Source organism: Streptomyces sp. NPDC111656, assembly GCF_055656965.1.
On record NZ_JBVKCA010000001.1, the window covers coordinates 839883 to 863680 of the forward strand.

The window sequence follows — 23798 nt, forward strand, 5'->3', positions numbered from 1 at the left end:
TACGTGCGGAAGAAGAGCCAGTGAGCGTCGACCCGCCGTCCTCCGACCGGCCCACCGGACCTCCTTCGGGACCGCTGTCGGGCTCCCCACGGCCGGGTGCCTCCGACCACGCTCCGACCCAAGGGATCGCCCGCCCGCTCGCGGCACCGCCGACCGGTCCGCCGAGTGGTCCGCTGGGTGGTCCGCCGACCGGTCCGCCGAGTGGTCCGCTGGGTGGTCCGCCGACCGGTCCGCCGAGTGGTCCGCTGGGCGGCGGCCCGGTCCAGCCCTGGTGGAAGTCGGCGCCGCGGATGGCGCTGATCACCGGGGTCGTCGTGGCCGGGGTGGTGCTCGGTGTCGTCCTCTCCCGCTCGGGCGGCACGTCCCGCACGGCGTCGGGGAGTGAGTTGTTCCTGCAGGCCGCGAACAAACCGGGTCCCGACCCGTTCACGGAGTCGACGGCGAAGGACAGCTCCACGACACCGGTGACACCGGCGGCGAACGCACCTGAGTCCCCCAACGTGACGCGCGGTGTGTCGGGTTCCGCGCCCGGGCTCTACGGCGGCACCCGCAACACCGCGAGTTGCGATGTGGAGAAGCAGGCCAAGGCACTCCAGGCGGAGCCCGCGAAGAACAAGGCGTTCGCCTCCGTGGAGGGCGTCCAGCCCCCCGCGGTCCCCGCCTACCTGCGCTCGCTCACCCCCGTACAGCTGCGGATGGACACCCGCGTCACCAATCACGGCTACCGGGGCGGCGCGGCCACCAGCTACCAGGCGGTGCTCCAGACGGGCACGGCGGTCCTCGTCGACGACCGCGGGGTGCCGCGCGTGCGCTGTGCCTGCGGGAACCCGCTGACACCGGCGGTCGCGCAGCAGACCGTGCCCAGGCGGACAGGTGACACCTGGCCCTCGTACCGGTCGCAGAACGTGGTGGTCGTCGTGCCCGCCACGACCACCATCGACGTCTTCGTCATCTACGACTCCCACCGCGACGCATGGGTCACCCGTCACCGGGGCGACTCCGACGGCCGCCGGGACGAGGAGACGCACCCTCCGGCGAAGCCGTCCCCCGCGGCGAGCGTGTCGTCGGCGTCACCGAAGTCTCCGGCATCGAAGTCTCCGGCGTCGAAGTCTCTGGCATCGAAGTCTCCGGCGTCGAAGTCTCTGGCATCGAAGTCTCCCTCCCCTCCCTCTCCGTCGTCGTCCTCTGCCTCCCCTTCCTCCCCTTCCTCCCCCTCCTCTTCTTCCTCCTCATCCTCCTCGTCGTCCCCGTCGTCGTCCGAGGTGTCGTCTCCGCCCACCTCCTCGTCATCGGATCCGGAGTACCCCTCCTCCGACCCAGCCACGACGGCATCGGAGTCGGCCCCGACGCCTCCGGGGTACTGAGGCGACCTCAGCCGGTCCGTACGACCAGGGCGTAGTCCCCGAGCCCGACCAGTCGGTCGCCCGGGATGTCACCCAGCGCCGTGCACATCTTCGCGACGCGGCCGGTGACCGGGTCGAAGGCGATGTCCCGCACGGTGCCGCGCGCGTCCCCGTCCTCGGTCAGGACCCGGACGCCCAGGATTTCCACGGGGGCCGGGGGAGGGGCGGTGTCCAGGGCGGTGCCCGACCGGACGAGGACGGCGTCCGGGCCGATCACGTGCAAGGCGCTCCAGTCGATCGCGATCTCCTTGCGACCCCGGGCCGGCGACAGCCGGACCTGGCCGACCAGCCCCGAAACGACATCGATCGTGAGTGACCTGACGACGCCGAGCTCGTTCGCCTCGCCGAGCGTGACGACCGGCAGGCCGCGGATCTCGGAGAACAGCGTCACGGTGTGGGTTCCGTCCGGTCGGCGGTGTCCCGGAGCCGGAACGCCTCGACCTGGGCGGCGAAACCGGTCAGGTCGTCCGCCACGAAGCGGGTCGCGTCCGCGGGGATGACAAGAGCCTGCCCCGACACGGCTAGCGTCTCGCCCCGGGGGACGTACACCTTGCGGCGGCGGCGCTTCGAACCGGACTCCAGGGACTGACGGGCGGCGATCCGGAACCCCACCACGCGGCCGCTGATACCGGCCTCGACGACGAGGTCAAGCACGGTCCCCACCTCCGTGCCACCGTCCGTGAGTACCTTGGCGCCCAGCACCCGGCCGTGCGCCGCCTCGTCCCGGGCGATCACCGCGGCCGGTTCGGCGAGGACCCCCCGGCCGAGGATCATGACGGCGTCGCGGCCCAGCGAATGGACCGCGCTCCACGGCAGGCTCTGCTTCAGCGGGCCCGCGAGCAGCCCCCGGCCGTTGAGCGTGAAGCCGGTGACACGTCCCGCGGGCCCGTCGAAGACGGTGTCCTTGACCCGCGCCACCGCCTCACCGCCGAGCGTGACCACCGGTCGTCCACCGAGGTCGCGCGCGGACATCAACTCGCTCATCACACCTCCCGCTTCCCGAACCGGGGCCCGCGCCGCACGGCGATGACGGTCCCCGACCGTCTGCTCGTCTGCACCCAGACCGCCGCCGCGCTCAGCAGCACCAGGGCCGCGACCACGACGACCAGCCACATCCACCAGTCCACCGTCCACCTCCGGGCCTTCGGGCCCCGGCCGCCGTCGACCGGATTCCGCCCGGTCCGGGTGCCCCGAGCGGACGGGGGAATGCGCGGTGGCCGTCGCCATTTCGGCGGCCGAACCCGGGCACGACGTCAGCCGGACGGCGTGCCGACCGGTCTGCCGGACCAGTCGAGACACACGATCAGCGCGTCGTCGAGCGGCTCGGTGACGCGGTAGCGGGCCAACTCGTCGAGGACGGCGCGCGGTACGTCGGCCGCGGGCAGCAGGGCGGTGGCCGACACGGCACGGGCCAGCGCCCGCTCCCCGAAGACCTCGCCCAGCGGGGACAGGGCGTCGTACACCCCGTCGCTCACCACCAGGAGCCGGTCACCGGGCAGGACGCCGAACTCCTGCGCCACGTAGTCGGACTCCTCGAACATGCCGAGCGGCAGCTGCGCCTCCAGCTCGATCCGCTCCACGGCCGTGCCCCGGCGGCGCCACATCCGGGGCGAGCCCGCGTCCACCGCGAGCGCGCTGCCGGTGGCGAGGTCGAAGGAGAGCAGCAGCGCCGACACGTGCTGGTCGCCGTGATGCTGGGCGTAGAGGGCCTGGTCGGCGAGTCTGGCCTGGTCGGCGACCGGGAGCCCGGCGCGGCGGGCGTTGCGCAGGGCGCCGACGGCCAGGTGGGTCAGCAAGGACGCGTGGATGCCGTCCCCCATCCCGTTGATGATCGACAGGGTGAGCCGGTGCGCGTCCGAGGACCAGTCGAAGTTGTCCCCGCGCACCGCGTACGCGGGCTCCAGCTGGGCGCCGACGGCGAACTCCTCGCGGGCACAGGCCCGGCCCGGGAGTAGCTCCCACTGCATTTCGGCGGCCAGCGTCAGCCGGCCGACCCGCCGGGCCTGACGGTAGACGTCCGTGTCCCGTTCGGCCACGACGATCGCGTGACCCAGCAGATCGGCGACCTGCACCAGTTCGTCGGTCACCGCGGGGTCCACGGGCCCCGGGGGCAGCAGGACGGTGAGGATGCCCAGGCGCTCGCCCCGGGCGGTGACCGGCAGATGCAGACGCGTCCGTTCGGTGTTGCGGGGGTGTTCCTCGTGCGGCTCCTGACTGCCGAAGGCCCGGCTCTCCGGAGTGTTGTGCAGGGACACGGCACGCGCGGGGTCGCCGGGCTCCTCGACCGACTGGAGCACGGTCATCCCGTAGTCCGCCAGCAGCAGGTCGGCGTCGATCGCCCCCCAGACATCCGTCAGGAGGGGACGCAGGGTGTCGAGCAGCGCGTGCGGCGGGGCCGCGCGCAGGGCTCTGTCGACGTCGTTCACAGAGGTCACGGTCGTGATGACTTTCTCGTGCGGTTGTCGTGCGAGTGGGTCTGCGTGGTCGCAGGGGTCGGTTTCGAGGGCTCCGGTGGACCGGCGCGGCTGGTAATGGCCCTGAGTTGATGACAAGGTGGCTCGGTGCCTCGCTCGATCCGTCCACCCGTCTCCCGAGACGAAGCCGCGCACACGCTCGACGCCGTCTCGGAGCTCCTCGAACTCCTCTGGGGGCGAGGGCAGGAGTCCGCGCCGTCCGGACCGGTGCCGCCCTCTCAGCTACGGGCCCTGATCGTGATCGAGCAGGGCGGGTCCATGAATCTTCGCTCGCTCGGTGACGCCCTGGCCTCGCGTCCCTCCTCGGTCAGCCGTCTGTGTGACCGGATGGAGGCAGTCGGCCTGATCCGCAGAGTGCCGAGCTCGACGAGCCGACGCGAGGTCGAGGTCGGCCTCAGCCCGCTCGGCGAGCAGGTACTGAGCGAACTGCGGGAGCACCGTGCGCGCGAGGTGCGGGCCGTCCTGGAGCAGATGTCCTCGGCGGACGTCGCCCGGCTCACCGAAGGCCTCGAAGCGTTCCGGGCGACCGCGCTGGACCAGCTCGAAGAGCGCTCCGGCGGGTCCGCCCGGGCGCCCGGGCATGCGACCGGTACCGGTTAGCTCCATCTGTGTCCCTTCGCTGCGACCCATCACTGCGACCCATCACTGCGACAACCGGCCCACGGGTCGCCGGACTTGGGATCGCAGGGGCACCAGATTGTTGCCTGACGGCAATTGTTGTCAAATGACAACGATCGGCTACGGTAGGGCCTGACACCGCTCCATCGCGGCGTTGTGGCCCACCGTCCCCATGCGGTTACCCCACTCTCCGCGGATTCGACAACCTTTCGAGGGATCGCTGTGCATTCAGGTCGGAGTCCAGGTCAGGCGGCCATGTCGCTGTCGACGCGCGAGGTCGGTCGGTCGACCGTGATCGCGGTCCGCGGCGAGGTGGATCTCGACAACGCGGGCGAGCTCGACGAGGCCCTCGCGGCGGCGGGGCGCGCCTGTCCGGGCGCGGTGGTCCTCGACCTGTCCGGGGTGACCTTCCTGGACTCGACCACGATCAACGTCGTCCTGCGGGCCCACGGGGTGCTCGGCCCACGGCTCCGGCTGGCCGCCCTCTCCCCGTTCGTGGAGCGGGTGCTGGGCATCACCGGCGTCTCGGACGTGCTGCCCGTCTTCCGTGGTGTGGAGGAGGCGCTGGAGGCGGATGCGGTCTGAGAGCGCGTCAGTCGGACCGGCCGGGCGGCCCGGGTATCTCCGGGGCGTACTCCGGATGCCCGTGGGCCAGCGATGGGCCGAGCGACCGCAGCGCGGCCAGCAGTCCGCTCAGATCGGACTCCGGCATCCGCAGCAGCGCGTCCTTGATCCAGGCGGTGCGTCGATCCCGCACCCGGTCGAGGGCCTCGCGGCCGCGGCCGGTCAGACTCAGGCCGACGCCCCTGCGGTCCTCGGTGCGCGGCGAACGGGCCAGCAGTCCGGCCTCTTCGAGCGTGTCGCACACCCGGCTCGCCCGGGAGCGGCTGATCTGCGCCCGCTCGGCGAGTGCCGCGAGCGTCAGACCCGGATCCGTGCCCACCAGGGTCAGGGCGCGCAGCAGCGGCGGCGACAGTCTGCTGTCGACCGCGACCGCCGTACGGGCCGACACGGAGACCAGGATCTCCGCCGCGGCCGCGAGCCGGTCGGCGGCCTGGAGCAGGGCGTTGTCCCGTTCCCGGGGCGGTATGTCGTCCCGTACTTCGGGGTCCTGTCCGTCCATCCGTCCTCGCCCCTTGCTCGCACCGAGAACTCGGTGACCGGTCATGCCTCGCCTGGACGCCCTGCCCTGCCGCGTCGGGATGACACCGTTCCCTTGTGGGAATCGTGTGCGGAAGCCACCGGGACGAGGGAACATCGGGGTGACTGTGGAGGATTTCACGGGGTACGAGTCCCTGTGCAGCAGCGTCCGGACGCGCAATGTCCCGACGTACCGGCATCCGAGAGAGAACCACATGATCGAGCGCTTGGACGGAGCGGTGATACCGACTGGCTTCGACGTGCCCGTGGAACCGCTTCGGCGGGCGGCGCACTACACCGGCGAGCCGGGGTGCATCGCAGAAGCGCGCCACTTCGCCGAGCTGTTCGTCGAACAGCTCCGATCGGAGTGGTGTGCCGAGATCGGCGCACAGGCCACCGGCGACCTCCTGCTGGTCGTCAGCGAGCTGGTCACCAACGCGGACCGGCACAGCCACGGGCCGTACATCCTGGAACTGGAGGGCACCGACACCTCCGTGACCGTCATCGTGTACGACAGCAGCGCCGCCCTGCCCCGGCGCTATCCACGGGATCCCGAACGCGTGGGGCGGCACGGCCTGGAGATCGTGCACGCGCTCGCGACGGAGGTGACCGTCGGGCACGTACCGGTCGGAAAGTGCGTCAAGGCCCGGCTCGCCCTTCGCCGTTGACCCGGAGGGACGTACCAGTAGGCTCACAGCGGACCATGGTCGGCGTGGGTCATCCAAGGGGGGCGAGCGTGGCGGATCGCCTGCCGCGGACAGGTGAACGAGGCGCGGTGCCCCGGCAGGGGAGTGCGGATCCACGCTGGGGCCTGGACGCCGCCGCGGTACTGCTGCTGGTCGAGGACGACGCCGGAGACGCGCTGCTGGTGCGGGAGGTGCTGGCCGACAGCGGACTGCCGATGGAGGTCACCTGGTGCAAGTCCCTCGCCGAGGCACGCGTGTTCCTCGACGTCACGTCGTACTCCGTGTGCGTCCTGCTGGACCTGCATCTGCCCGACACCCACGGGCTCAGCGCGGTCCGGATGGTGCGTGACGCCGCGCCCGACGCGGCCGTCGTGGTGCTCACCGGCGTCGCCGAGAACGAGGCCGGGCTCGCCGCGGTGGCCGAAGGAGCGCAGGACTTCCTCGCCAAGGACGGCCTGGACGCCGAGGCGCTCAGCCGCGCGGTCCGCTACGCCCTGCAACGCAAGCAGGTGGAGCGTTCGGGCGCCGAACTCCAGGCGAGCCGGCTGCTGGCCCGGGAGAACGCGCGCCTGGAGCGTGGACTGCTGCCCACGCCCCTGCTGCGGGGCGCCGGTTGCCAAGTGGCTTCCCGCTACAGCCCGGGACGGGATCACGCCCTGCTCGGCGGCGACTTCTTCGATGTCGTCGAGAGCGAGGACGGCACCGTGCACGCGGTGATCGGGGACGTCTCCGGCCACGGCGCGGCGGAGGCCGCCCTCGGCGTCTGTCTGCGGGTGGCCTGGCGGGCCGCCGTGCTCTCCGGATGCGTGGGGACGCGCCAACTCGAGCTCCTGGAGGAGATCATCGGCGCCGAGCGCGCCGCGGACTACATCTTCGCGACCCTCACCGTCCTGCGGATCGCCAAGGACCGCAGCCGCATGAGTGTGATCCGCGCCGGACACCCGGGACTGCTCGTGAGTACATCGCGTGGCATCGAGCTGTTCGAGCCGACCCCGGGCCCCGCGCTCGGACTGCTTCCGGGCCGGGCCCACTGGCCGGAGACCGAGCTGCCCGCGCACGACATCAGCGCCGTGACGCTGTTCACCGACGGTCTCTTCGAGGGCGTCGTGGCCCCGGACCGGCGGCTGGGAGAGGAAGGACTGCTCGCGGTGGCGAGGACGCACCAGAGCCTGCGCGGGCGCCCGTTCGTCGACGCGGTGGTCGAGGACGTCGCCGCGCTGACCGCCTCCCACGGCGGACTCGCCGACGACGTGGCCGTCCTGCACCTGGCGACGGACGGAATGTCATGACCCGTACGCCGAACGCCCCGGGACCGGACCACGCCACGGCGGGCACCCCCGAGGACGGAAAGCCCACACGCGTCGCCCGGCTGACCGTGCAGGGCTGGATCCATGTGGTGCTGGCCGCCAACGTGCTGCTGGTGATCGTCTTCGCCGTGTCCGGCGGAGTCCTCCAGGCCCGCGCCGACGACCGCACCGATCTGCTCACCGACCGCATCCAGCCGGCCCGCGCCACCGCCTACCAGCTGGAGACCTCGCTGGTGGACCAGGAGACGGGCGTACGAGGCTACGTACTGAGCAGGGACGCCGGTTTCCTCGATCCGTACGCGTCGGGAGCACGGGACGAGAAGACCTTCGAGTCCCGCCTGGCGACGCAACTCGCCGACCACTCCAGGATCGCCGCGGACCTGAAGGCGGCCGGACGCCTCAGCGACGCCTGGCGCCGCGACTACGCCGAGCCGCTGATCGAGGCGGCCCGCACGTCCGGCGGCGCCAAAGCCCCCTCCCTGGAGGCGAGCAAGGCCAGGTTCGACGAGGTCCGGGGTCAACTCGCCACCCTGGAGAAGGACATCGAGCAGCTGCGCGACCGGACCCGCGCCTCGGCCGACGACAGCCGTCGGTCCCGCAACCTCCTCTTCCTCGGCATGCTCGCCGCCTTCCTGGCGAGCGGCCTCGCGCTGACCCTGCTGCTGCACCGGATCGTGGGCCGCCCCCTGCGGGGCCTGGAAGCGGCCTCGGTGGACGTCAGCGGCGGCGCGTTCGAGCGCAGGATCCGGCTCGACGGGCCACGCGACCTGGAGAGCGTCGCCCAGGCCGTCGAGGAGATGCGCCGCCGCATCGTCGAGGAACTCTCCGCCTCCAGGGCCCGTGAAGTACTTCTGCAGCGGCAGGCCGAGGAACTGGACGCGCAGACCCTGGAACTGAAGCGCTCGAACGCGGAGCTTGAGCAGTTCGCCTACGTCGCCTCGCACGATCTGCAGGAACCCCTGCGCAAGATCGCCTCCTTCTGCCAGCTCCTGGAGAAACGGTACGGCGACCAACTGGACGACCGAGCCAAGCAGTACATCGACTTCGCCGTCGACGGCGCCAAACGCATGCAGATCCTCATCAACGACCTGCTGACCTTCTCCCGCGTCGGTCGGGTCGGCGAGGAGCCGGCCCCCGTCGCCCTCGACGACGTACTGGACCGGGCCCTCGGCAACCTCAGCGTGGTGCTGGAGGAGACGGGAGCGCGTGTCGTACGGGAGGGGCCGCTGCCCACCGTGACGGGCGACGTCACCACCCTGACCATGCTCTGGCAGAACCTGATCGGCAACGCCGTGAAGTTCCGCCACCCCGACCGGCCACCCGAGATCACCGTCCGCTGCGAGGCGGAGCCCAAGGACGGACAGTGGTGGCTGGTCGTACAGGACAACGGCATAGGCATCGACCCCGAGTTCAGGGAGAAGGTCTTCGTCATCTTCCAGCGGCTGCACGGCCGCGACGAGTACGAGGGCACGGGGATCGGCCTTGCCGTGTGCCGCAAGATCGTCGAGCATCACGGCGGTGCCATCACCCTGGACGGCACCGCCGGTACGGGCACGCGCGTGTCCTTCACCCTGCCCATGGCGCGACCGGAACCCGACCTCGGGGCCGAGGAAGCAGCGCGCCCACCCGAAGGAGCACACACGTGAGCACCTCCGTCGTACCCATCCAGGTCCTGCTCGTCGAGGACGACCCCGGCGACGAGCTGATGACCCGCGAGGCGTTCGAGGACAACAAGATCCGCAACACCCTGCACGTGGTACGGGACGGCGAGGAGGCCCTCGACTTCCTCTACCGCACCAACCAGCACACCGAGGCACCGCGCCCCGACCTGATCCTGCTCGACCTCAACCTGCCCAAGTACGACGGGCGCCAGGTCCTGGAGCGGATCAAGTCCGACGAAGACCTGGCCCACATCCCCGTCGTCGTCCTCACCACCTCCTCCGCCGAGGAGGACATCCTGCGCAGCTACAAACTGCACGCGAACGCCTACGTGACCAAGCCGGTCGACCTCCACCAGTTCATCGCCGCGGTCCGCCAGATCGACGACTTCTTCGTGACCGTGGTGAAGCTGCCCAAGACCACCTGATCCCCGCCCCGGCCGGGGTCCATGAATGCGCGAAGTCGGGGAACAGGGACAACGGCGGCACAACCTTGCCGACCAGGAGATCTGTTGTCGAGACGCGAGGGTGGGCCTCAGATGAGAAGGCGCGGGACGGGGCGACGAACAGGCGGTGGTACGCCGTGGTGGCCGGGCGGGGCGGCCACGGGACCGGCCGGACCCTCCGGATGGCGGCGGACCGTGGCCGGTGGCCTCGCGTGGGGCGCCGCCGCCGCGGCCCTCGGCGCGTCGGGGAACCGGACCGCGCGCCGGGCCGCGCTGCGCGGCATCGGCACCGTGGCCATCGCCTCGGCCGTGACCCGCGTGCTGGCGCGCCCGGCGGCCCGCAAGGCGCAGCCGCTCGAGGCGGCCGGCCGGGTCGCGTCGGCCGCCGCGTTCGCCGTCGGCGTCCTGCTCGAAGCGCCCCGGTACGGCCTGTTCGCGGTGCCCGGCGCCGCGGCACTGACCATGGCCCGCACGCGCTCGGGGGACCGGCGTCCGGGCGACGTGGCCGTGGGCGTCGCGATCGGTGTCGGCGCCGCCGCGCTGACCGCCCGCTGGTGGCCGGTCAAACCGGAGGCGGCGGCCGCGGCGGCCCGCCCGCGGCGGCCCGCTCCCGCGCTGCCCGGGGGCGCCGGACTGCACGTCGTGGTCAACCCGTCCTCCGGGCTCTCCTGGAGCGCCGACACCCCCGACGCGAGCGCGTATCTGCGCGCCGCGCTGCCCAAGGCCGAGATCACGGTGCCGCGGGAGGACCAGGACCTGGTGGACCTCCTGGAACAGGCCGCCCGGCGGGCCAAGGACGAGGGCGGCGCCCTCGGCGCCTGCGGCGGCGACGGCACGATCAACGCCGCGACGGAGATCGCCGCCCGGCTCGGCCTGCCGCTCGCGGTGTTCCCCGGCGGCACCTTCAACCACTTCGCCGTCGACCTCGGCAACCAGACCCTGGAGGACGTCGTACGAGCCGTGCAGGCGGGCGACGCGGTCGTCGCGGACCTCGGGCGGGCCCGCGCCCCCGGCGGACCGGAGCAGGTGTTCCTCAACACCTTCAGCCTCGGCGTCTACTCGGATCTGGTCGGTGCCCGGGAGAAGCTGGAGCAGCGGATCGGGAAGTGGCCCGCGCTGGTGGTCGGACTGGCCAGGGTCCTCGCCAAGGGCAGCCCCGTGAACGTCTCGGTCAACGGCCGCCCCAAGCGACTGTGGCTCCTCTTCGCGGGCAACGGCATCTATCACCCCGCCGGGTTCGCCCCCACCTACCGCACCCAACTCGACGACGGACTGCTCGACGTCCGTGCCGTCGACGCCGGCACCCCCTTGGCCAGGACCCGGCTGCTGCTCGCCGTCCTGACCGGCACCCTGCACAACAGCCGGGTCCTCACCACCGCGCAGGTGCGCGGCCTGCGGCTCGAAGTGCTGCACGGCGACCCGCGGTTCTCGTACGACGGCGAAGTGACCCGGGTCGCGGCGCCGAGGCTGGTGCTCGACAAGGTGACACGGGCCGTGACGCTGTACCGGCCCGCGGAGAAGGACCAGTGGCTGCGCTGAAGGGGCTGAAGGGTCGGGTGGGCTCGCTCGCGGGCCCACCCGACCCGGTTCAGATCACTCACTGAGCTCGGACCCCAGGACTTCTTGGGCATCAGGTCCGCGCCTCGGGTCAGGTGGCGAGGACGGAGTCGTCCGTCGTGCGGGCTCCGGGCAGCCGGTGGCGGGCCGCGACGAGCGCCGCGTCCACGTCCCTCGTACCGGTCGAGACGCACAGCGTGTAGGCCACGTCGTCCATGCGCCGCCGGACTTCCCTGCCGCCGTCCTCGGCGTGCAGCGTGCGCAGGGTGACGTACTGCTCGACGAGGTTGCGCAGTACCGCGGGCTGGGCCATCAGCACGGGAGTCCTCCGGATGGGTGGGCCGACCGGTCGGTCGAGACCGGTGATCGTTCCTGACCCCGGCTACCCGGTCCCTCCCGATCTACGCGGCCGGGCCTCGCCCCGACTCCCGGACACGGCGGGCGACTTGACACCGTTTCGGGGCGGCGGAAAACCGGTGGCGGATCGCGGTCGGGGCGCCGATGCTCGTAGGCATGGCCGACACCACACTTCCCCAGCCTCCCCAGTCCGGGAACACCCCGTCCGAGCGGAGCTTCGGGTGGTGGGACATGTTCGTGCACCCGGACGACGATCCGCGCTCCGACGGGGGGTTCGTGGGGGAGCGGGACACGCTCGTCGGGTATCTGCGCGACCAGCGGCTGACGTTGGAGATGAAGTGCGCGGGTCTGGACGCCGAGGCGATGGCCCGGCGTTCCGTCGAGCCCTCGAACATGTCGCTGCTCGGGCTGGTGCGTCATCTGGCGGGGGTCGAACAGGCCTGGTTCCGCGGGGTGCTGGCCGGCCAGGACGCGCCGCGGCACTACCGCTCGGACGGCGACCCGGACGGCGACTTCAACGGCGCGGTGCCCGACCCCGAGATGGTGGCGGATGCCTGGGACACCTGGCGCTCCGAGGTGGCCTTCGCCGAGCGGTTCGTGGACGAGGCCCGCGACCTCGACATCACCGGCACCCACGACGACGAGCCGATCGCGCTGCGAGAGGTGCTGGTGCACCTGATCGAGGAGTACGCCCGGCACAACGGCCACGCGGACTTCCTGCGCGAGCGGATCGACGGGCGGGTCGGGCAGTGACGGGCGCGTCGGGCGATGAGGGGCGCGTCGGGCGGTGACGGGCGCGTGACGTGGCTCGATTCCCCCCAGAGCGGAATGCCGAGCCGATCCCTTCCCTCGCGGCTCGGCACTTCTAGGCTGAAGGGGTGAGCAACCAAGCGCCGAACGAAGCCCGCGTCATTCCCCTCCGCCCGGCGACCGCACCGGCTCCGGTCACCGGCCCGGCGGCCCGTCCCACCGGCCCCGTGGCCGACGCGCCCCAGCGGCCCCGCCCGGCCCTCGCGCCCCGGCAGACGCCACCGGCTCCCAGGAGCAGGGAGCCGCTGTGGCGCGACCTGGTGGGTGACGTCCTGCGGCGCGAGCGGCTCGCGCAGGAGCGGACGCTCAAGGACGTGGCCGACGCGGCCCGGATCTCGATGCCGTACCTCTCGGAGCTGGAGCGCGGACGGAAGGAGGCCTCGTCCGAAGTCCTCGCGGCCGCCGCGCGCGCCCTGGGCCTCGGGCTCACCGATCTGCTCTCGCTGGCCCAGGGCGAACTCACTCGTCTCGCCCAGGTGCGGCCCGCCCGCCACCGCACCCCCTCGGCCTCGCGCCACGACGGCATGTGCCTCGCCGCCTGACCGGGCCGACCGGGCCAGGGCCGCCCGGCGGACGATGCCGCGGACGTGGGCCCTGGCGGTGGTCCGGTCTCAGACCGTCGCGAGCCGTCGGCTCAGGACCTCGTCCGCGAGTCCGTACGCCACGGCCTCCTGTGCGGTGAACACCTTGTCGCGGTCCATGTCCGCGCGCAGGGTCGGCACGTCGTGGTGCGTGTGCCGGGAGAGGACCTCCTCGACCTGGGCCCGGATACGCAGCATCTCCTTGGCCTGGAGGGCGAGGTCGGACACCGTCCCCTGCCGGCCGCCGCTCGCGGGCTGGCCTAGCAGCACACGCGCGTGCTCCAGCACGAACCGCCGCCCGGGATCGCCACCGGCCAGCAGCACCGCCGCCGTGGAGGCCGCCTGACCGACGCAGAACGTCGAGATCGGCGCCTGTACGAACGTCATCGTGTCGTAGATCGCCATGAGCGAAGTGAACGACCCACCGGGCGAGTTGATGTAGATCGCGATCTCGCTCTCCGGGTTCGACGACTCCAGATGGAGGAGTTGCGCGATGACGACGTTGGCGACCCCGTCGTCGATCTCGGTGCCGAGAAAGATGATCCGCTCGGACAGCAGCCGGCTGAAGACGTCGTAGGACCGCTCGCCCTGCGGGGTCCGCTCGACGACGTTCGGAATCGTGTACGTACCCATGTCAGAGCCCCATCCGTCGCCGTGACGCGGCCGGGCGGACGTCGTCGAGCGACTCCACGACCCGGTCCACCATGCCGTACTCCTTGGCCTGTTCGGCCGTGAACCAGCGGTCGCGGTCGCCGTCCCGGGAGATGGTCTCCTCGCTCTGGCCGGTGTGCTCCGCGGTGATCCGCTCGATGGCCTGCTTCGTGAACTCCAGGTTCTGCGCCTGGATCTCGATGTCGGCGGTGGTGCCGCCGATGCCCGCCGACGGCTGGTGCATCATGATCCGCGCGTTGGGCAGCGCGTAACGCTTGCCGTGGGTGCCGACGCTGAGCAGGAACTGTCCCATGCTCGCGGCGAATCCCATGGCGAGGGTCGAGACGTCGTTGGGGATCAGCCGCATGGTGTCGTAGATCGCGAGCCCCGCGGTCACCGATCCGCCCGGGCTGTTGATGTACAGGCTGATGTCGGTGCGCGGGTCCTCCGCCGACAGCACGAGCAGCTGGGAGCAGACCCGGTTCGCGGACACCTCGTCGACCTGGGTGCCGAGAAGGACGATCCGCTGCGCGAGCAGCTGCGCGGCCAGATGGTCGTCGAAGCGGGTCGCGGGGGTGTCGCCGTCCTCGGCGCGCGGTGCGTGGGCCGGGTACCGGCCGGTGATGAGTGGAGTCATCGGTCCTCCTCGTGGTGGCGCGGCTGTCGTCGCCGCGATCCTCACTCTCGGACCGAAGGCCCCTGCGGATCAGCTTTCTCGGCCCGCAGCAGATTCGCCACGGGCAGAGGGGATACGGGGTTGTCGTCACCGGTGCCACCGACGCCACCGACGTCATCGACGGCCCCGGCGTCACGGACGGCTCCGGCGGGGGACCGGGGCCCAGACGTCCGACCCGTGCTCAGGCGTCGGTGCGCAGGTCCCGGAAGAAGGACCGCACATCCTCGACCAGCAGCTCGGGCTCCTCCGCCGCGGCGAAGTGTCCGCCCCGGTCGAATTCCGTCCACCGCACGATGTTGTTCGTACGCTCCGCGATATGCCGCAGCGGTACGAAGGGCTCGTGCGGGAAGACGGCCAGCGCGGTCGGCGCCGTCGACGGCTCGGGCGGTGTGCCCCAGTAGTCCGCGTGCGCCCGCTCGTAGTAGATGCGGGCCGAGGACCCCGCCGTGGCCGTCAGCCAGTACAGCATCACGTTGGTCAGCATCAGGTCCCGGTCGACGGCTTCCTCGGGGCGGTCCTTCGCATCCGTCCACGCCCTGAACTTCTCGACGATCCAGGCGAGTTGACCGACGGGGGAGTCCGTCAGCGCGTAGGCCAGGGTCTGCGGCCGGGTGCCCTGGAGCTCGGCGTACCCGGCCTCCTCGCGGCGCCATTCCAGACCCCGCCGCCACGACAGCAGCGCGCGCTCGCGCTCCTCGGGGCTCAGCGCGGCCAGTTCCTCGGGAGTCGGCTCGGTGGCCGCGGACGATCCGGGCAGCAGGTTCAGGTGGACACCGACGAGCCGCTCGGGGAACGCCCGGCCCAGCTCCCGGGAGATGGCCCCGCCCCAGTCGCCGCCCTGGGCGCCGAACCGCTCGTAGCCGAGCCGTGTCATGAGCTCGGCGAAGGCGGCGGCCACCCGTTGGAACTCCCAGCCGGTGTCCCGGGTGGGCCCGGACAGTCCGAACCCGGGAATGCTCGGTACGACGAGATGGAACGCGTCGGCCGGATCGCCGCCGTGTGCGCGCGGATCGGTCAACGGGCCGACGACGTCGGTGAATTCGACGATCGAGCCGGGCCAGCCGTGCGTGATGACCAGCGGGGTCGCGTCCGGCTCCGGGGAACGGACGTGCGCGAAGTGGATCCGCGCGCCGTCGATCTCCGTCGTGAACTGCGGCCATGCGTTCAACCGCGCCTGCGCCGCCTGCCAGTCGTAGTCGTGCCGCCAGTACCGTACGAGTTCGCGCAGGTACTCCCGCGGGACGCCGTAGGCCCAGCCGACCCCCGGCAGTTCGTCGGGCCAGCGGGTGCGATCGAGTCGTTGGTGCAGGTCGTCGAGGTCGCTCTGCGGGAAGTCGATACGGAACGGCTCGATCCGCGCGCTGTCCGCGGCGGAGGAATCGGCGGAGGGATCAGCGGAGGAATCAGCGGAGGAGGTCATGTCCGCGCATGCTATAGCGCCCCTTGAGGGGGCTCGAGGAACGACGCGATCGGCCGCCACCGTCCCCCGGCGAAAGGATCCCGCGCGACGCCGATGAGTTTTGGGACGACGATCGGTCGACAGAGGTGACGAAACTTTTCCCGCCGCAGGAGGTACGTATGTCCGCCGACGGATTCACCACGTGTCTGTGGTTCGACGGTCAGGCCGAGGAGGCCGCGCACTACTATGTCTCGATCTTCAAGAACTCCCGGCTCGGCAGGATCGCCCGCTTCTCCGAGTCCGAGCACGGCACCGCCGGTTCCGTGATGGCCGTCGACTTCGTGGCCAACGGACAGAAGTTCGTCGCGCTGAACGGCGGCCCGCAGTTCACGTTCGACGAGGCCATCTCGTTCCAGATCCACTGCGACGACCAGGAGGAGGTGGACCACTACTGGAACAAGTTCGTCGAGGACGGCGGCGAGGCGGGCCCCTGCGGTTGGGTCAAGGACAAGTACGGCCTGTCCTGGCAGGTCGTCCCGAGCAGGCTCATCGACCTGATCAGCGACCCGGACACCGAGAAGGCGGCCCGGACGGCCCAGGCGATGTACAAGATGTCCAAGCTGGACATCGCGGCCCTGGAGAAGGCGTACGCGGGCGAGTAGCGGACCCACCGCACGACGCGGCCGGCCCGCTGCTCCTCGCGCCGGGGCGAGGAGCAGCGGGCCGGCCGCTGTGCGCTGCCGAGGCGGCCTCGTCCACCGCCCCCGAACGGCCCGAGTCTGCGGGTTCGACATCCTCACCCACCCCGTAGTGAGTGGGTCGTCGAGGTCAATTTCCGGGTTCCAAGGGTTGGCGCGGAACCATCTCCTCACTATCGTTCACGCACTTCACTCGATCGTTCCGCTGAACGAACAGCGGGACGGTCGGTCCGTGTCCGACATCCACCACCCGGGACGGCGATCGCTCCTCGCCGCGGGGGCCGCGAGCGCCGCGGCACTCGGTGCGTCCTGGCTGCTCACCGGCTGTACGGGTGCCGCCGCCGCACCCGTGCTGCCCGCGGCGGCGAAGAAGGGCGTTCCCGACCGCGGCGGCACCCTCCGTATCGCCCGGCCGCCCGCCGCCTAGGCCGAGACGCTGGATCCGGCCGGCGCGCTGTCCGCGTACGAGTACCTCGGCGCCCTCTACAACCGCCTCGTCCGCGTCGACGCGAACGGCGACCTCGCCCCGACCTCGCCGAGTCGTGGGAGCCCGACGCCCGGGCCCGCACCTGGACCTTCCGCATCCGCGAGGGCGTCACCTTCCACGACGGCCGAAGGCTCACCGCCGCGGACGCCGGGTACACCCTGCGCCACATCTTCGACAAGTCGACCGCCTCGCCTCAGGCCGCCGTCCTCGCCCCGCTGACCGACCCCAAGACGTTGCGCACTCCCGACGAGCACACCCTCGTCGTACCGCTGAAGACCCCCAACGCGGAGTTCCCGAGCCTGCTCACGCACTACAACTGCTGGGTTGTAGAGACCGTCCAGGGTCGCCCAGCTGATTCAGGACAGGGTGCGACGATGCGGGCAACCGTGATCGCCGAGCGGATCGGCTGGGAGCGCGCGATGACCGTCCGTCCTCACAGAAGGCGTACGCGAGCTGCGGCCGGCCTGTCTGCCCGTCGATCCGGTCTCGCGCACGACGTATCAGCCCGGCGAGCTGGTCCAGTGCGATCGGTGGTCTCCCCACCATGAGAGGCGATCTCTCAACAGCCGGTCCACCCGGTGTCCTTGATGCATCTCCCCGAACTGCGGGGTGCGACCTGTCGGAGGGCCTTGCGCCCCACGGGGCGACGCACGGGCGCCCCGCCGACGGGCCGGCTCCAGCGGAGGCCCAGGCCCACACTGCTCGTCCGCGCGCTGGTTCTCTCCACGCGGACCGTGCACAACTGCTCTGCGCCATCAGGTAATTGACGTGGCGGTCGGGGGGCTGCTTCACTGGAGCAGTGGCTGAGCCACTAGACCAAGAAGTCGCTGAACCAGTGGGCCACTAGACCAGTGAGCCGCTGAACCATTGACCGAAGCCTGGGAGATCCTCCGTGGCCGTCGAAAGCATTCTGCGCCGAACCGTGGTCGACCTGCTTGAAGCGCGGCTGCGTGACGACATTCTGAGCGGCACGCACGAACCCGGATCGCTGCTGCCCCCTGAGAGGGAGCTGGCCGCCGGGTACGGGGTCACCCGTACGACCTTGAAGCACGCGCTGACCCGGTTGGAGCAGGCGGGACTGCTGAGCACCCGGCACGGCATCGGCACGCGCATCCTGGATTACCTGCGGGTCGGCGGCGCCGACCTGCTTCCGATGCTGGCCGCACAGGACCCCATGTGGCTGCGGGAGGTCTTCGAGGTACGGCGGCAGATCGGCACCCTGATCGCCGGCCGCGCGGCCGACCGCCGCACGGAACGACAGGCCCGGCGGCTGGAACACCTGCTGCGTCAGGTCGCGGACGGCCCGGACGCCGACGCCGTCCAGCTCGCCGACGTGGAAGTGCATCGCGAACTGGCGCGGGCCACGGGGAACCGGGTCTATCTGCTCCTCACGAACACGCTGTTCAACGCCTACCTTCCGGTACGGGCCTCGCTGCGGGCGCCGTTCGAGGACGCGGCGCGGGCGACGGACCGGCTCGCGCCGGTGGTACGGGCCGTGGTCGACCGGGACGGCGAGGAGGCGCGGCGCGCGGCGGAGAGGTATCTGGCCGGCACCGAGAAGATCATGCTCGGTTCGCTGAGCGGTTCTCGCGGGCGGCCGACCGCCGACGGTCCCCGGTAGCCGCGCTTCCGGGCGGCGACTCCGGGCTCGCCGGCTCCCGTCGAGGCGAGGTGTGTGCGGCGAAGCGGCCCGGCCTCGGAGTGGCCCCGATCATGCACGGATGCCCGTTCATCCCACGTTTCCTTCATTGTCATGCATAGGTCAACGCTGACGCCCTGGTGAACGCCCGGAGGGGTGGGACCAGGTGCGCGGCTGCGACCCCTCAGGTGCCCGAGGCAATCCGGGCCCATCACCCCCAGGACGGCCGCCCGTTCACCGTGGGCGCGGCGGCGACCAACAACACAAGGAGCATGGTGAGCAGATCAAGCAAGAGACGCGGCGTCCTCATCGGCGTGATGCTGTCCGCGGTCATCGGCGGCACCGTCCAGCCGGCGATCGCCGCGCCGGTGCGGGACACCGAGGACCAGGCCACGCCGTTCCGGCAGTCTCCGGTGCGGTCGACCGAGCAGGAGATCGCGCGGGCGCTGTCCGCCTCGCTGCGCGACCCGCAGTGGCGCGAGCAGGTCCGTGCGGCCGCGCTCGGCACCGAGGACGTGGACCTCCAGGCGCTGGCGGGCAGGACTGCCGCTCCGGAGGGCAGCAACCTGTTCGCTTCCGTCTCTGCCGCAGACCGTCGCATCGCGGGCCTGAAGGGCCTGCCCGCGTCGACCGGATCGCTGCTGCGCGTTCGGCTGGGCGCGCCGTCCATGCGGTCGCACCTGAACGCCGAAGTCACTCCCTGGATCGCCGTCGCCGCGGCCGCCGACGACGCCAAGACCATCACGGCGTACGACAGTCAGGGCCACGCCCACGCCGTCGACACCGCGCGCGTCCCCGACCGCCCGCTGTACGTTCTGGACATCGACGTCACCAAGGCTCACCGGGCCGGCCTGAAGGTGCTGCAGAAGGCCTTCGCCGACAAGGGGCTGACCTCCCTGCCGTCGAAGGCGGCGAACAGCGCCGACGCCGCGAGCGCGGCGGGCTGGTGGGCGACCAAGGTCACGGCCGTCGAGGTGAACGACGACCAGGAACCCTGGTTCAAGGGATCCGCTGAGATGTTCTCGCTGGTGACCGGCTTCGGCCAGGACGGCACGGCGCGCGTCGACTCGGTGGACATGCCCTACCTGGACTACGACGGCACCGTCTACTACCCGAACCAGATCCTGGTCAACTGGTCGAACTACAAGTACAACTTGGCCGACGTCGTCATGATGGAGGACGACGACGGCACCAACTACCGTGCGCTGGCGCAGGCGATCACCACGGCGCTGCTCACCGTGACGGACCAGGGCACCTACATCCCGTTGGTGAACGCGGTCCTGAGCGCGATCCCCGACAGCTGGTTCACCGACGACCCCGACTACGTGGAGTCCTGGTACACCCTCGCCCGGAACTCCTCGGGCCGGCTGAACGGCGCCTCGGGCAACGGCTGGATGACCGTCGAGCCCTACTTCGTCGAGGAGTTCTAGACCTCGTACGCCAGCGCGGACCGGCCGCCGCACGTCGGTGAACGCGCCGGTCCGCGCCGAGGACACGGCTGTCGTGCCGGAGGCCGCATGCCTCCGACACCACGGCGCAGCCGTGCCCGGCCCCGGCCAAGAGGGGCGCCTGCCGGACATCTGACCTGGTCAGGCGCCCCTTTTCTGCGACTGGAAGAAGCCCGGCCGCTGCGTCGAGTAGGAGGCCGTGGAGCGAGAACCGCAGAGTGTTGAGCGAGGTCGGTTCCCCCCGCGCCGGCGGGAAAACCGTGGACGGCAGTTGCGGGGAGAGGTTCCGGGAGCCGGGGAGGCCGAGCTCGGCTAGATGTTCCTTCCGGAGGCGTGGGAGCGCGGGTACGCCGCCGAGGCGTGCACAGCTGCACTGCACTGGTTCGCCGCGCCTCCCGACGAGCCGGTGGTGCTGTGAACGCGGCGGGCGGGGCGTAGGGCGACGTCACGGGGTATCGACTTCACGGCCGGTGTTCTGGTCGTGGGCCAGGGCGTGGGTGACCGCGGTGGTGCTCTCGTACAGGACCCGGTACTGGGTGAACCGGCGGTCGTAGACAGCCGCGGTGGCGGGATCGGGCCGGACCACCGATTCCGCCGGATTCCAGGCCGCGATGTCCGGTCGGCCGATCAGCCCGGCGGCGAGGAAGGCGGCACCGTAGCTGGCACCGATGGTCGTGCGGGCGACGATCTGTTCGAGACCGGTGACATCGCTGACGATCTGAGGCCACAGTCCGCCCCGGGTGCCGCCGCCGACCGCCACGATCCGCCGGATGTCGGCGCCGGCCGTGAGCATCGTCTCGACGTTGTGCCGGACACCGTAGGCGGTGGCCTCCAGCGCCGCCCGCATCAGGTCGGCCCGGGTGTGACCCAGCGTCAGGCCCGCGATCACGCCCCGGGCGTCGGGGTCCATGACGGGTGTCCGTTCCCCGGCGAAGTACGGCAGCATCACCAGGCCGTTCGCACCCGGGGGCGAGGCGGCCGCCTCGTCGAACAGCACGCCGAGGTCGACATCGCCGAAGAGGTGCCCGAGCCAGTCGGTGACCGCTCCCGAGGTGGCCATACCGCCGGCCAGGCAACGGGTGCCGGGCAGGGCGCCGACCGTGGACCACATCGACGGGCTGGTCACGAGCCGGTCGACGGTGTTCACCAGGAACATCGTGGTGCCGTACATCAGCATCAGGTCGCCGACGCCGTGGCCGCCGACGCTGATGGCCTCGCTCCAGGCGTCGATCGTCCCCACGATCACCGGCGTCCCGGCCGGGATACCCGCGACGGGCGTGTTCACCCGGCCGGCCTCCTCACCCGGCCAGCGCAGCGGGGGGAGTTCAATGCCGGGTGCGATGTGCTCGGCCCACTCGGGGATCCAGCGCTGCTCGTGGATGTCGAACAGCGGGGTGCACTGGCTGGCGGAATGCAGGTCCAGCACGTAGGCGCCGGTCAGCCGGTGGGCGAGCCACGAGGCGGGCATGAAGAGGCGGCGGGCGCGTGCCCACACCCCGGGCTCCCGCTCGCGGATCCAGGCGAGTTTCGGCCCGACGGCCTGGGACGACAGCGCCGAACCGCACCTGCGGAAGACGGTGTCCGACCCCAACTCCCGGTTCAGCCGGGCGATCTGTTCCTCGGCGCGGGTGTCCACCCCGTACAGCACCGCCGGACGCACCGGCTCTCCCGCGTCATCGACCAGAAGGGTGCACGGGCCCATGCCGCTGACTCCGACGGCGCGGACGGTGACGTCGTCGCGATCGAGCAACTCGCCCGCGAGTGAGACGAATTCGTCCCACCACACATGTGCGTCCATCTCGACGTGCCCCGGCCGGGGACGGTCGACCACGTGACTGCGTACGGCCTCACCCAGGATGCGGCCGGCCGTGTCGACCACCACGCCCTTGGTGCTGGAGGTGCCAACGTCAACTCCGAAGACGACGTCGATCATGAACTGCCTCCCTTGGCGCCGGTGCGCCGCCGTAGGTTGTCGCTCGGTCCGGCGGGCGGCCGTGGTTCAGCCGGTCAACTGCCGGAGATGTCGTCACATCTGTACCTCGGACGACCAGCGCACAAAGCGCCCGTCGAGACTTCGGCAGGATCGCTGGCCCGGAAATGGTCCGGATCTTGACCGATGCGGTCCCCCTGACTGGGTAACCGCCCGCGGCGCCACGCACCGGTCGGAGCCGGAAAGAAGTGGGGGGCGCCACCTACTGCATCCGCTCGCGCTCTGGTGTGACATGGCCATCGGTCGATACCGCCCTGTACGCCGAAATCCGCACGCTGCTGGCGTAGAGCGATAATCCGCTCGCCGTGGCCGCGTGCGGTGGTAGCCATCCGTCGTGAGCTATGACGGTCCCACATGGCACATGCCGTAGTAACCGTCCACGGGCGTCCAGTTGATCCAGGGTGAGCGCGTAAGTCCAGGTCAGAGCCCTGTGACGTGAGTGCGTCCGCGGGGTTGGTGACCCGCCTGTGATCGTTCGTGACACGTGAGGACCCCCGTCGCCCTGCTCCGGCGGGGCTTCTGCGAGCGGTGGGCTACGACGGAGCGCAGCGTCCGGCGCGGGCACCGTTGCACTCTGGCTCTCCGCTTTCGAGCACGCGGAGCAGAGACGCAGTGACGCACGAGTCCCACTGCGGATGCATAGCACGCGGCACGTGAACTCCCCGCGATGAATCAGGTTGCAGCCCTTCGCCCGTGAGAATCCCAACGCCTTGGATACGTCCTCCACGCTCCCCGTTCCATACCGGGTAGCGCGGATGCGTGTGGGGCTGTCTCAGGCGCCCGGCAGCTCGTTGGTCTGTCTGTGTATTCGGATTTTCCAGTCCATTTCAAGGTGGCGTTGCTTGCTGCAGCCGGGAAACGTGTGGCTCTACGCACCGCAGGACGCACCGAAAACTGCCCGATCGGCGTCTTCGCCGCCTACGCCACCACCCGCGGCCGGGCCCTGGTCGACCGCAAAATCTATCTCCCCAAGTCCTGGACGGACGACCGCGGGCGCTGCCGCGCCGCGAAGATCCCCGACGAGCGGACTTTCGCCACCAAGGGAGAGCTGGCCAAGACCATCGTGCTGCGCGCGCGCCTCGCCGCTGCCGATCGCCTGGGTGACCGCGGATGCGGCCTACGGCCAGGAGTGGCGCTTCCGCCGCCTGCTGGAAGAGACCGCTATCGGCTACGTCCTGGCCGTCCCGAAGTCCCAGCAGGTGCTGCGCTTCCGCCGCATCGACCACCTGTTCACGCAGGCGCCCGACGGGGCGTGGGAGAAACGCTCGTGCGGCGACGGCGCCAAGGGCCCGCGCGTCTACCACTGCGCGGCCGTCCAACTCGCCGCGATCGAGGACTTCGGCAGCGACAAACCCACACATCAACGCTGGGCACTGGCCCGACGCAGCATTAGCAGACCCGACGAGATCGCCTACTACCTCGCCTATGGGCCGGTGGGCACCGGCGTCGACCGGCTCGTACAGATCGCCGGGAGCCGGTGGGCCATCGAAGAATGCTTTCAGGCCGCGAAGAACGAATGCGGCCTGGACCAGTACGATGTCCGCCGCTACGTCGGCTGGATGCGGCACGCCACCCTGGCCATGCTCGCCCACGCCTTTCTCGCAGCCACGGCGGCCCAGGCCGCCGCAAAGGGGGATGCAGAAACGGTTCCGGCCCCCTGGCCCCGCTCACCGTGGCGGAAGTCCGCCGGCTCCTGGAAGCTCACCCCAGCCCCCAGCCCCCAGCCCCGCCCACCGCTTCGCATCCACACAATGAGCTGGTTGCAATGGCGGC

General features: G+C 71.1%; 24 protein-coding genes and 3 pseudogenes. 17 read left to right on the forward strand and 10 right to left on the reverse strand.

Translation table 11 applies throughout. The annotated features are described in order from the left end of the window. Positions 1 to 20 precede the first annotated feature (20 nt). Entirely contained in the window at positions 21 to 1364 is a 1344-nt protein-coding gene (locus ACZ7M3_RS03905) for a DUF6777 domain-containing protein (protein ID WP_472060473.1), read from the forward strand. A 7-nt stretch (positions 1365 to 1371) separates the two neighbouring features. Here the strand turns inward: ACZ7M3_RS03905 and ACZ7M3_RS03910 are convergent, their stop codons facing one another. The 4 genes from ACZ7M3_RS03910 to ACZ7M3_RS03925 all read right to left on the reverse strand — a co-directional run bounded on the left by ACZ7M3_RS03910 (position 1372) and on the right by ACZ7M3_RS03925 (position 3838). After that, the gene (locus tag ACZ7M3_RS03910; RefSeq protein WP_472060475.1) at positions 1372 to 1794 is read right to left on the reverse strand and encodes a PRC-barrel domain-containing protein; all 423 of its coding nucleotides are present in this window, start codon (positions 1792 to 1794) and stop codon (positions 1372 to 1374) included. Beyond that, positions 1791 to 2387 carry a PRC-barrel domain-containing protein gene (locus tag ACZ7M3_RS03915; protein ID WP_452967995.1) on the reverse strand — a complete coding sequence of 199 codons (597 nt, stop codon included), beginning with the start codon at positions 2385 to 2387 and terminating at the stop codon, positions 1791 to 1793. Before ACZ7M3_RS03915 ends, ACZ7M3_RS03910 begins: the two co-directional genes overlap by 4 nt. Beyond that, positions 2387 to 2530 carry a hypothetical protein gene (locus tag ACZ7M3_RS03920; protein ID WP_351305597.1) on the reverse strand — a complete coding sequence of 48 codons (144 nt, stop codon included), beginning with the start codon at positions 2528 to 2530 and terminating at the stop codon, positions 2387 to 2389. The genes ACZ7M3_RS03915 and ACZ7M3_RS03920 overlap by 1 nt, the downstream gene beginning before the upstream one ends. 126 nt (positions 2531 to 2656) lie before the next feature. Continuing rightward, entirely contained in the window at positions 2657 to 3838 is a 1182-nt protein-coding gene (locus ACZ7M3_RS03925) for a PP2C family protein-serine/threonine phosphatase (RefSeq protein WP_393019755.1), read from the reverse strand. 126 nt (positions 3839 to 3964) lie between these two features. Here ACZ7M3_RS03925 and ACZ7M3_RS03930 point away from each other — a divergent pair, with 126 nt between their 5' ends. Continuing rightward, on the forward strand, positions 3965 to 4477 hold the full coding sequence (locus tag ACZ7M3_RS03930; protein ID WP_472060477.1) for a MarR family winged helix-turn-helix transcriptional regulator: 513 nt from the start codon (positions 3965 to 3967) through the stop codon (positions 4475 to 4477). A 273-nt stretch (positions 4478 to 4750) separates the two neighbouring features. Then, on the forward strand, positions 4751 to 5080 hold the full coding sequence (locus tag ACZ7M3_RS03935; RefSeq protein ID WP_472060479.1) for an STAS domain-containing protein: 330 nt from the start codon (positions 4751 to 4753) through the stop codon (positions 5078 to 5080). Positions 5081 to 5087: 7 nt separating this feature from the next. Here ACZ7M3_RS03935 and ACZ7M3_RS03940 read toward each other — a convergent pair whose 3' ends face one another. Then, positions 5088 to 5618, reverse strand: a complete 531-nt coding sequence (locus ACZ7M3_RS03940; protein WP_472060481.1) for a MarR family winged helix-turn-helix transcriptional regulator — start codon at positions 5616 to 5618, stop codon at positions 5088 to 5090. Positions 5619 to 5850: 232 nt separating this feature from the next. Here ACZ7M3_RS03940 and ACZ7M3_RS03945 point away from each other — a divergent pair, with 232 nt between their 5' ends. The 5 genes from ACZ7M3_RS03945 (at position 5851) to ACZ7M3_RS03965 (ending at position 11271) form a co-directional block, all read left to right on the forward strand. Next, the gene (locus ACZ7M3_RS03945) at positions 5851 to 6303 is read left to right on the forward strand and encodes an ATP-binding protein (protein WP_351305588.1); all 453 of its coding nucleotides are present in this window, start codon (positions 5851 to 5853) and stop codon (positions 6301 to 6303) included. Between the two features lie 68 nt (positions 6304 to 6371). Then, entirely contained in the window at positions 6372 to 7610 is a 1239-nt protein-coding gene (locus ACZ7M3_RS03950; protein WP_472060483.1) for a PP2C family protein-serine/threonine phosphatase, read from the forward strand. After that, positions 7607 to 9274 (forward strand): sensor histidine kinase, encoded by a 1668-nt coding sequence (locus ACZ7M3_RS03955; RefSeq protein ID WP_472060485.1) that lies wholly within the window; start codon positions 7607 to 7609, stop codon positions 9272 to 9274. The genes ACZ7M3_RS03950 and ACZ7M3_RS03955 overlap by 4 nt, the downstream gene beginning before the upstream one ends. After that, entirely contained in the window at positions 9271 to 9714 is a 444-nt protein-coding gene (locus ACZ7M3_RS03960) for a response regulator (RefSeq protein ID WP_472060487.1), read from the forward strand. The genes ACZ7M3_RS03955 and ACZ7M3_RS03960 overlap by 4 nt, the downstream gene beginning before the upstream one ends. A 213-nt stretch (positions 9715 to 9927) precedes the next feature. Next, a complete protein-coding gene (locus tag ACZ7M3_RS03965; RefSeq protein WP_472060489.1) occupies positions 9928 to 11271 on the forward strand; it encodes a diacylglycerol/lipid kinase family protein in 1344 nt (447 codons plus the stop codon). Between the two features lie 109 nt (positions 11272 to 11380). On the opposite strand, the gene ACZ7M3_RS03970 is transcribed toward ACZ7M3_RS03965, so the two are convergent. After that, complete coding sequence (locus tag ACZ7M3_RS03970; RefSeq protein ID WP_472060491.1) at positions 11381 to 11608, reverse strand: DUF5133 domain-containing protein; 228 nt, start codon at positions 11606 to 11608, stop codon at positions 11381 to 11383. 269 nt (positions 11609 to 11877) lie between these two features. Between ACZ7M3_RS03970 and ACZ7M3_RS03975 the strand changes: the two genes are divergently transcribed. After that, positions 11878 to 12399: a DinB family protein gene (locus ACZ7M3_RS03975; protein WP_355433116.1), complete on the forward strand. Its 522-nt coding sequence runs from the start codon at positions 11878 to 11880 to the stop codon at positions 12397 to 12399. A gap of 125 nt (positions 12400 to 12524) precedes the next feature. Further along, a complete protein-coding gene (locus tag ACZ7M3_RS03980; protein ID WP_472060493.1) occupies positions 12525 to 12998 on the forward strand; it encodes a helix-turn-helix domain-containing protein in 474 nt (157 codons plus the stop codon). 69 nt (positions 12999 to 13067) lie between these two features. On the opposite strand, the gene ACZ7M3_RS03985 is transcribed toward ACZ7M3_RS03980, so the two are convergent. The 3 genes from ACZ7M3_RS03985 to ACZ7M3_RS03995 all read right to left on the reverse strand — a co-directional run bounded on the left by ACZ7M3_RS03985 (position 13068) and on the right by ACZ7M3_RS03995 (position 15784). Then, a complete protein-coding gene (locus tag ACZ7M3_RS03985) occupies positions 13068 to 13670 on the reverse strand; it encodes a ClpP family protease (RefSeq protein WP_054233833.1) in 603 nt (200 codons plus the stop codon). A gap of 1 nt (position 13671) precedes the next feature. Further along, positions 13672 to 14325: an ATP-dependent Clp protease proteolytic subunit gene (locus ACZ7M3_RS03990; RefSeq protein ID WP_472060495.1), complete on the reverse strand. Its 654-nt coding sequence runs from the start codon at positions 14323 to 14325 to the stop codon at positions 13672 to 13674. Positions 14326 to 14545: 220 nt separating this feature from the next. After that, complete coding sequence (locus ACZ7M3_RS03995) at positions 14546 to 15784, reverse strand: epoxide hydrolase family protein (protein ID WP_472060497.1); 1239 nt, start codon at positions 15782 to 15784, stop codon at positions 14546 to 14548. A gap of 158 nt (positions 15785 to 15942) precedes the next feature. Here ACZ7M3_RS03995 and ACZ7M3_RS04000 point away from each other — a divergent pair, with 158 nt between their 5' ends. From ACZ7M3_RS04000 to ACZ7M3_RS04025, 6 genes and pseudogenes are all read left to right on the forward strand, one after another. Next, a complete protein-coding gene (locus ACZ7M3_RS04000; protein WP_095856492.1) occupies positions 15943 to 16425 on the forward strand; it encodes a VOC family protein in 483 nt (160 codons plus the stop codon). Positions 16426 to 16693: 268 nt separating this feature from the next. Next, entirely contained in the window at positions 16694 to 16888 is a 195-nt protein-coding gene (locus ACZ7M3_RS04005) for a hypothetical protein (RefSeq protein ID WP_472060499.1), read from the forward strand. Between the two features lie 152 nt (positions 16889 to 17040). Next, positions 17041 to 17220: pseudogene (locus ACZ7M3_RS04010) on the forward strand (ABC transporter substrate-binding protein); the annotation flags it as partial. Positions 17221 to 17319: 99 nt separating this feature from the next. After that, positions 17320 to 17488 (forward strand): annotated as a pseudogene (locus ACZ7M3_RS04015) (IS21 family transposase); the annotation flags it as partial. Positions 17489 to 17840: 352 nt separating this feature from the next. Continuing rightward, positions 17841 to 18569, forward strand: a complete 729-nt coding sequence (locus ACZ7M3_RS04020; RefSeq protein ID WP_267060730.1) for a FadR/GntR family transcriptional regulator — start codon at positions 17841 to 17843, stop codon at positions 18567 to 18569. 290 nt (positions 18570 to 18859) lie between these two features. Further along, the gene (locus ACZ7M3_RS04025; RefSeq protein WP_472060501.1) at positions 18860 to 20017 is read left to right on the forward strand and encodes a DUF3103 family protein; all 1158 of its coding nucleotides are present in this window, start codon (positions 18860 to 18862) and stop codon (positions 20015 to 20017) included. Positions 20018 to 20480: 463 nt separating this feature from the next. Here the strand turns inward: ACZ7M3_RS04025 and ACZ7M3_RS04030 are convergent, their stop codons facing one another. Next, positions 20481 to 21968 (reverse strand): FGGY-family carbohydrate kinase, encoded by a 1488-nt coding sequence (locus ACZ7M3_RS04030; RefSeq protein WP_472060503.1) that lies wholly within the window; start codon positions 21966 to 21968, stop codon positions 20481 to 20483. Between the two features lie 886 nt (positions 21969 to 22854). On the opposite strand from ACZ7M3_RS04030, the pseudogene ACZ7M3_RS04035 reads away from it, so the two are divergent. Then, positions 22855 to 23737 (forward strand): annotated as a pseudogene (locus tag ACZ7M3_RS04035) (IS701 family transposase); the annotation flags it as partial. Between the last annotated feature and the right edge of the window lie 61 nt (positions 23738 to 23798).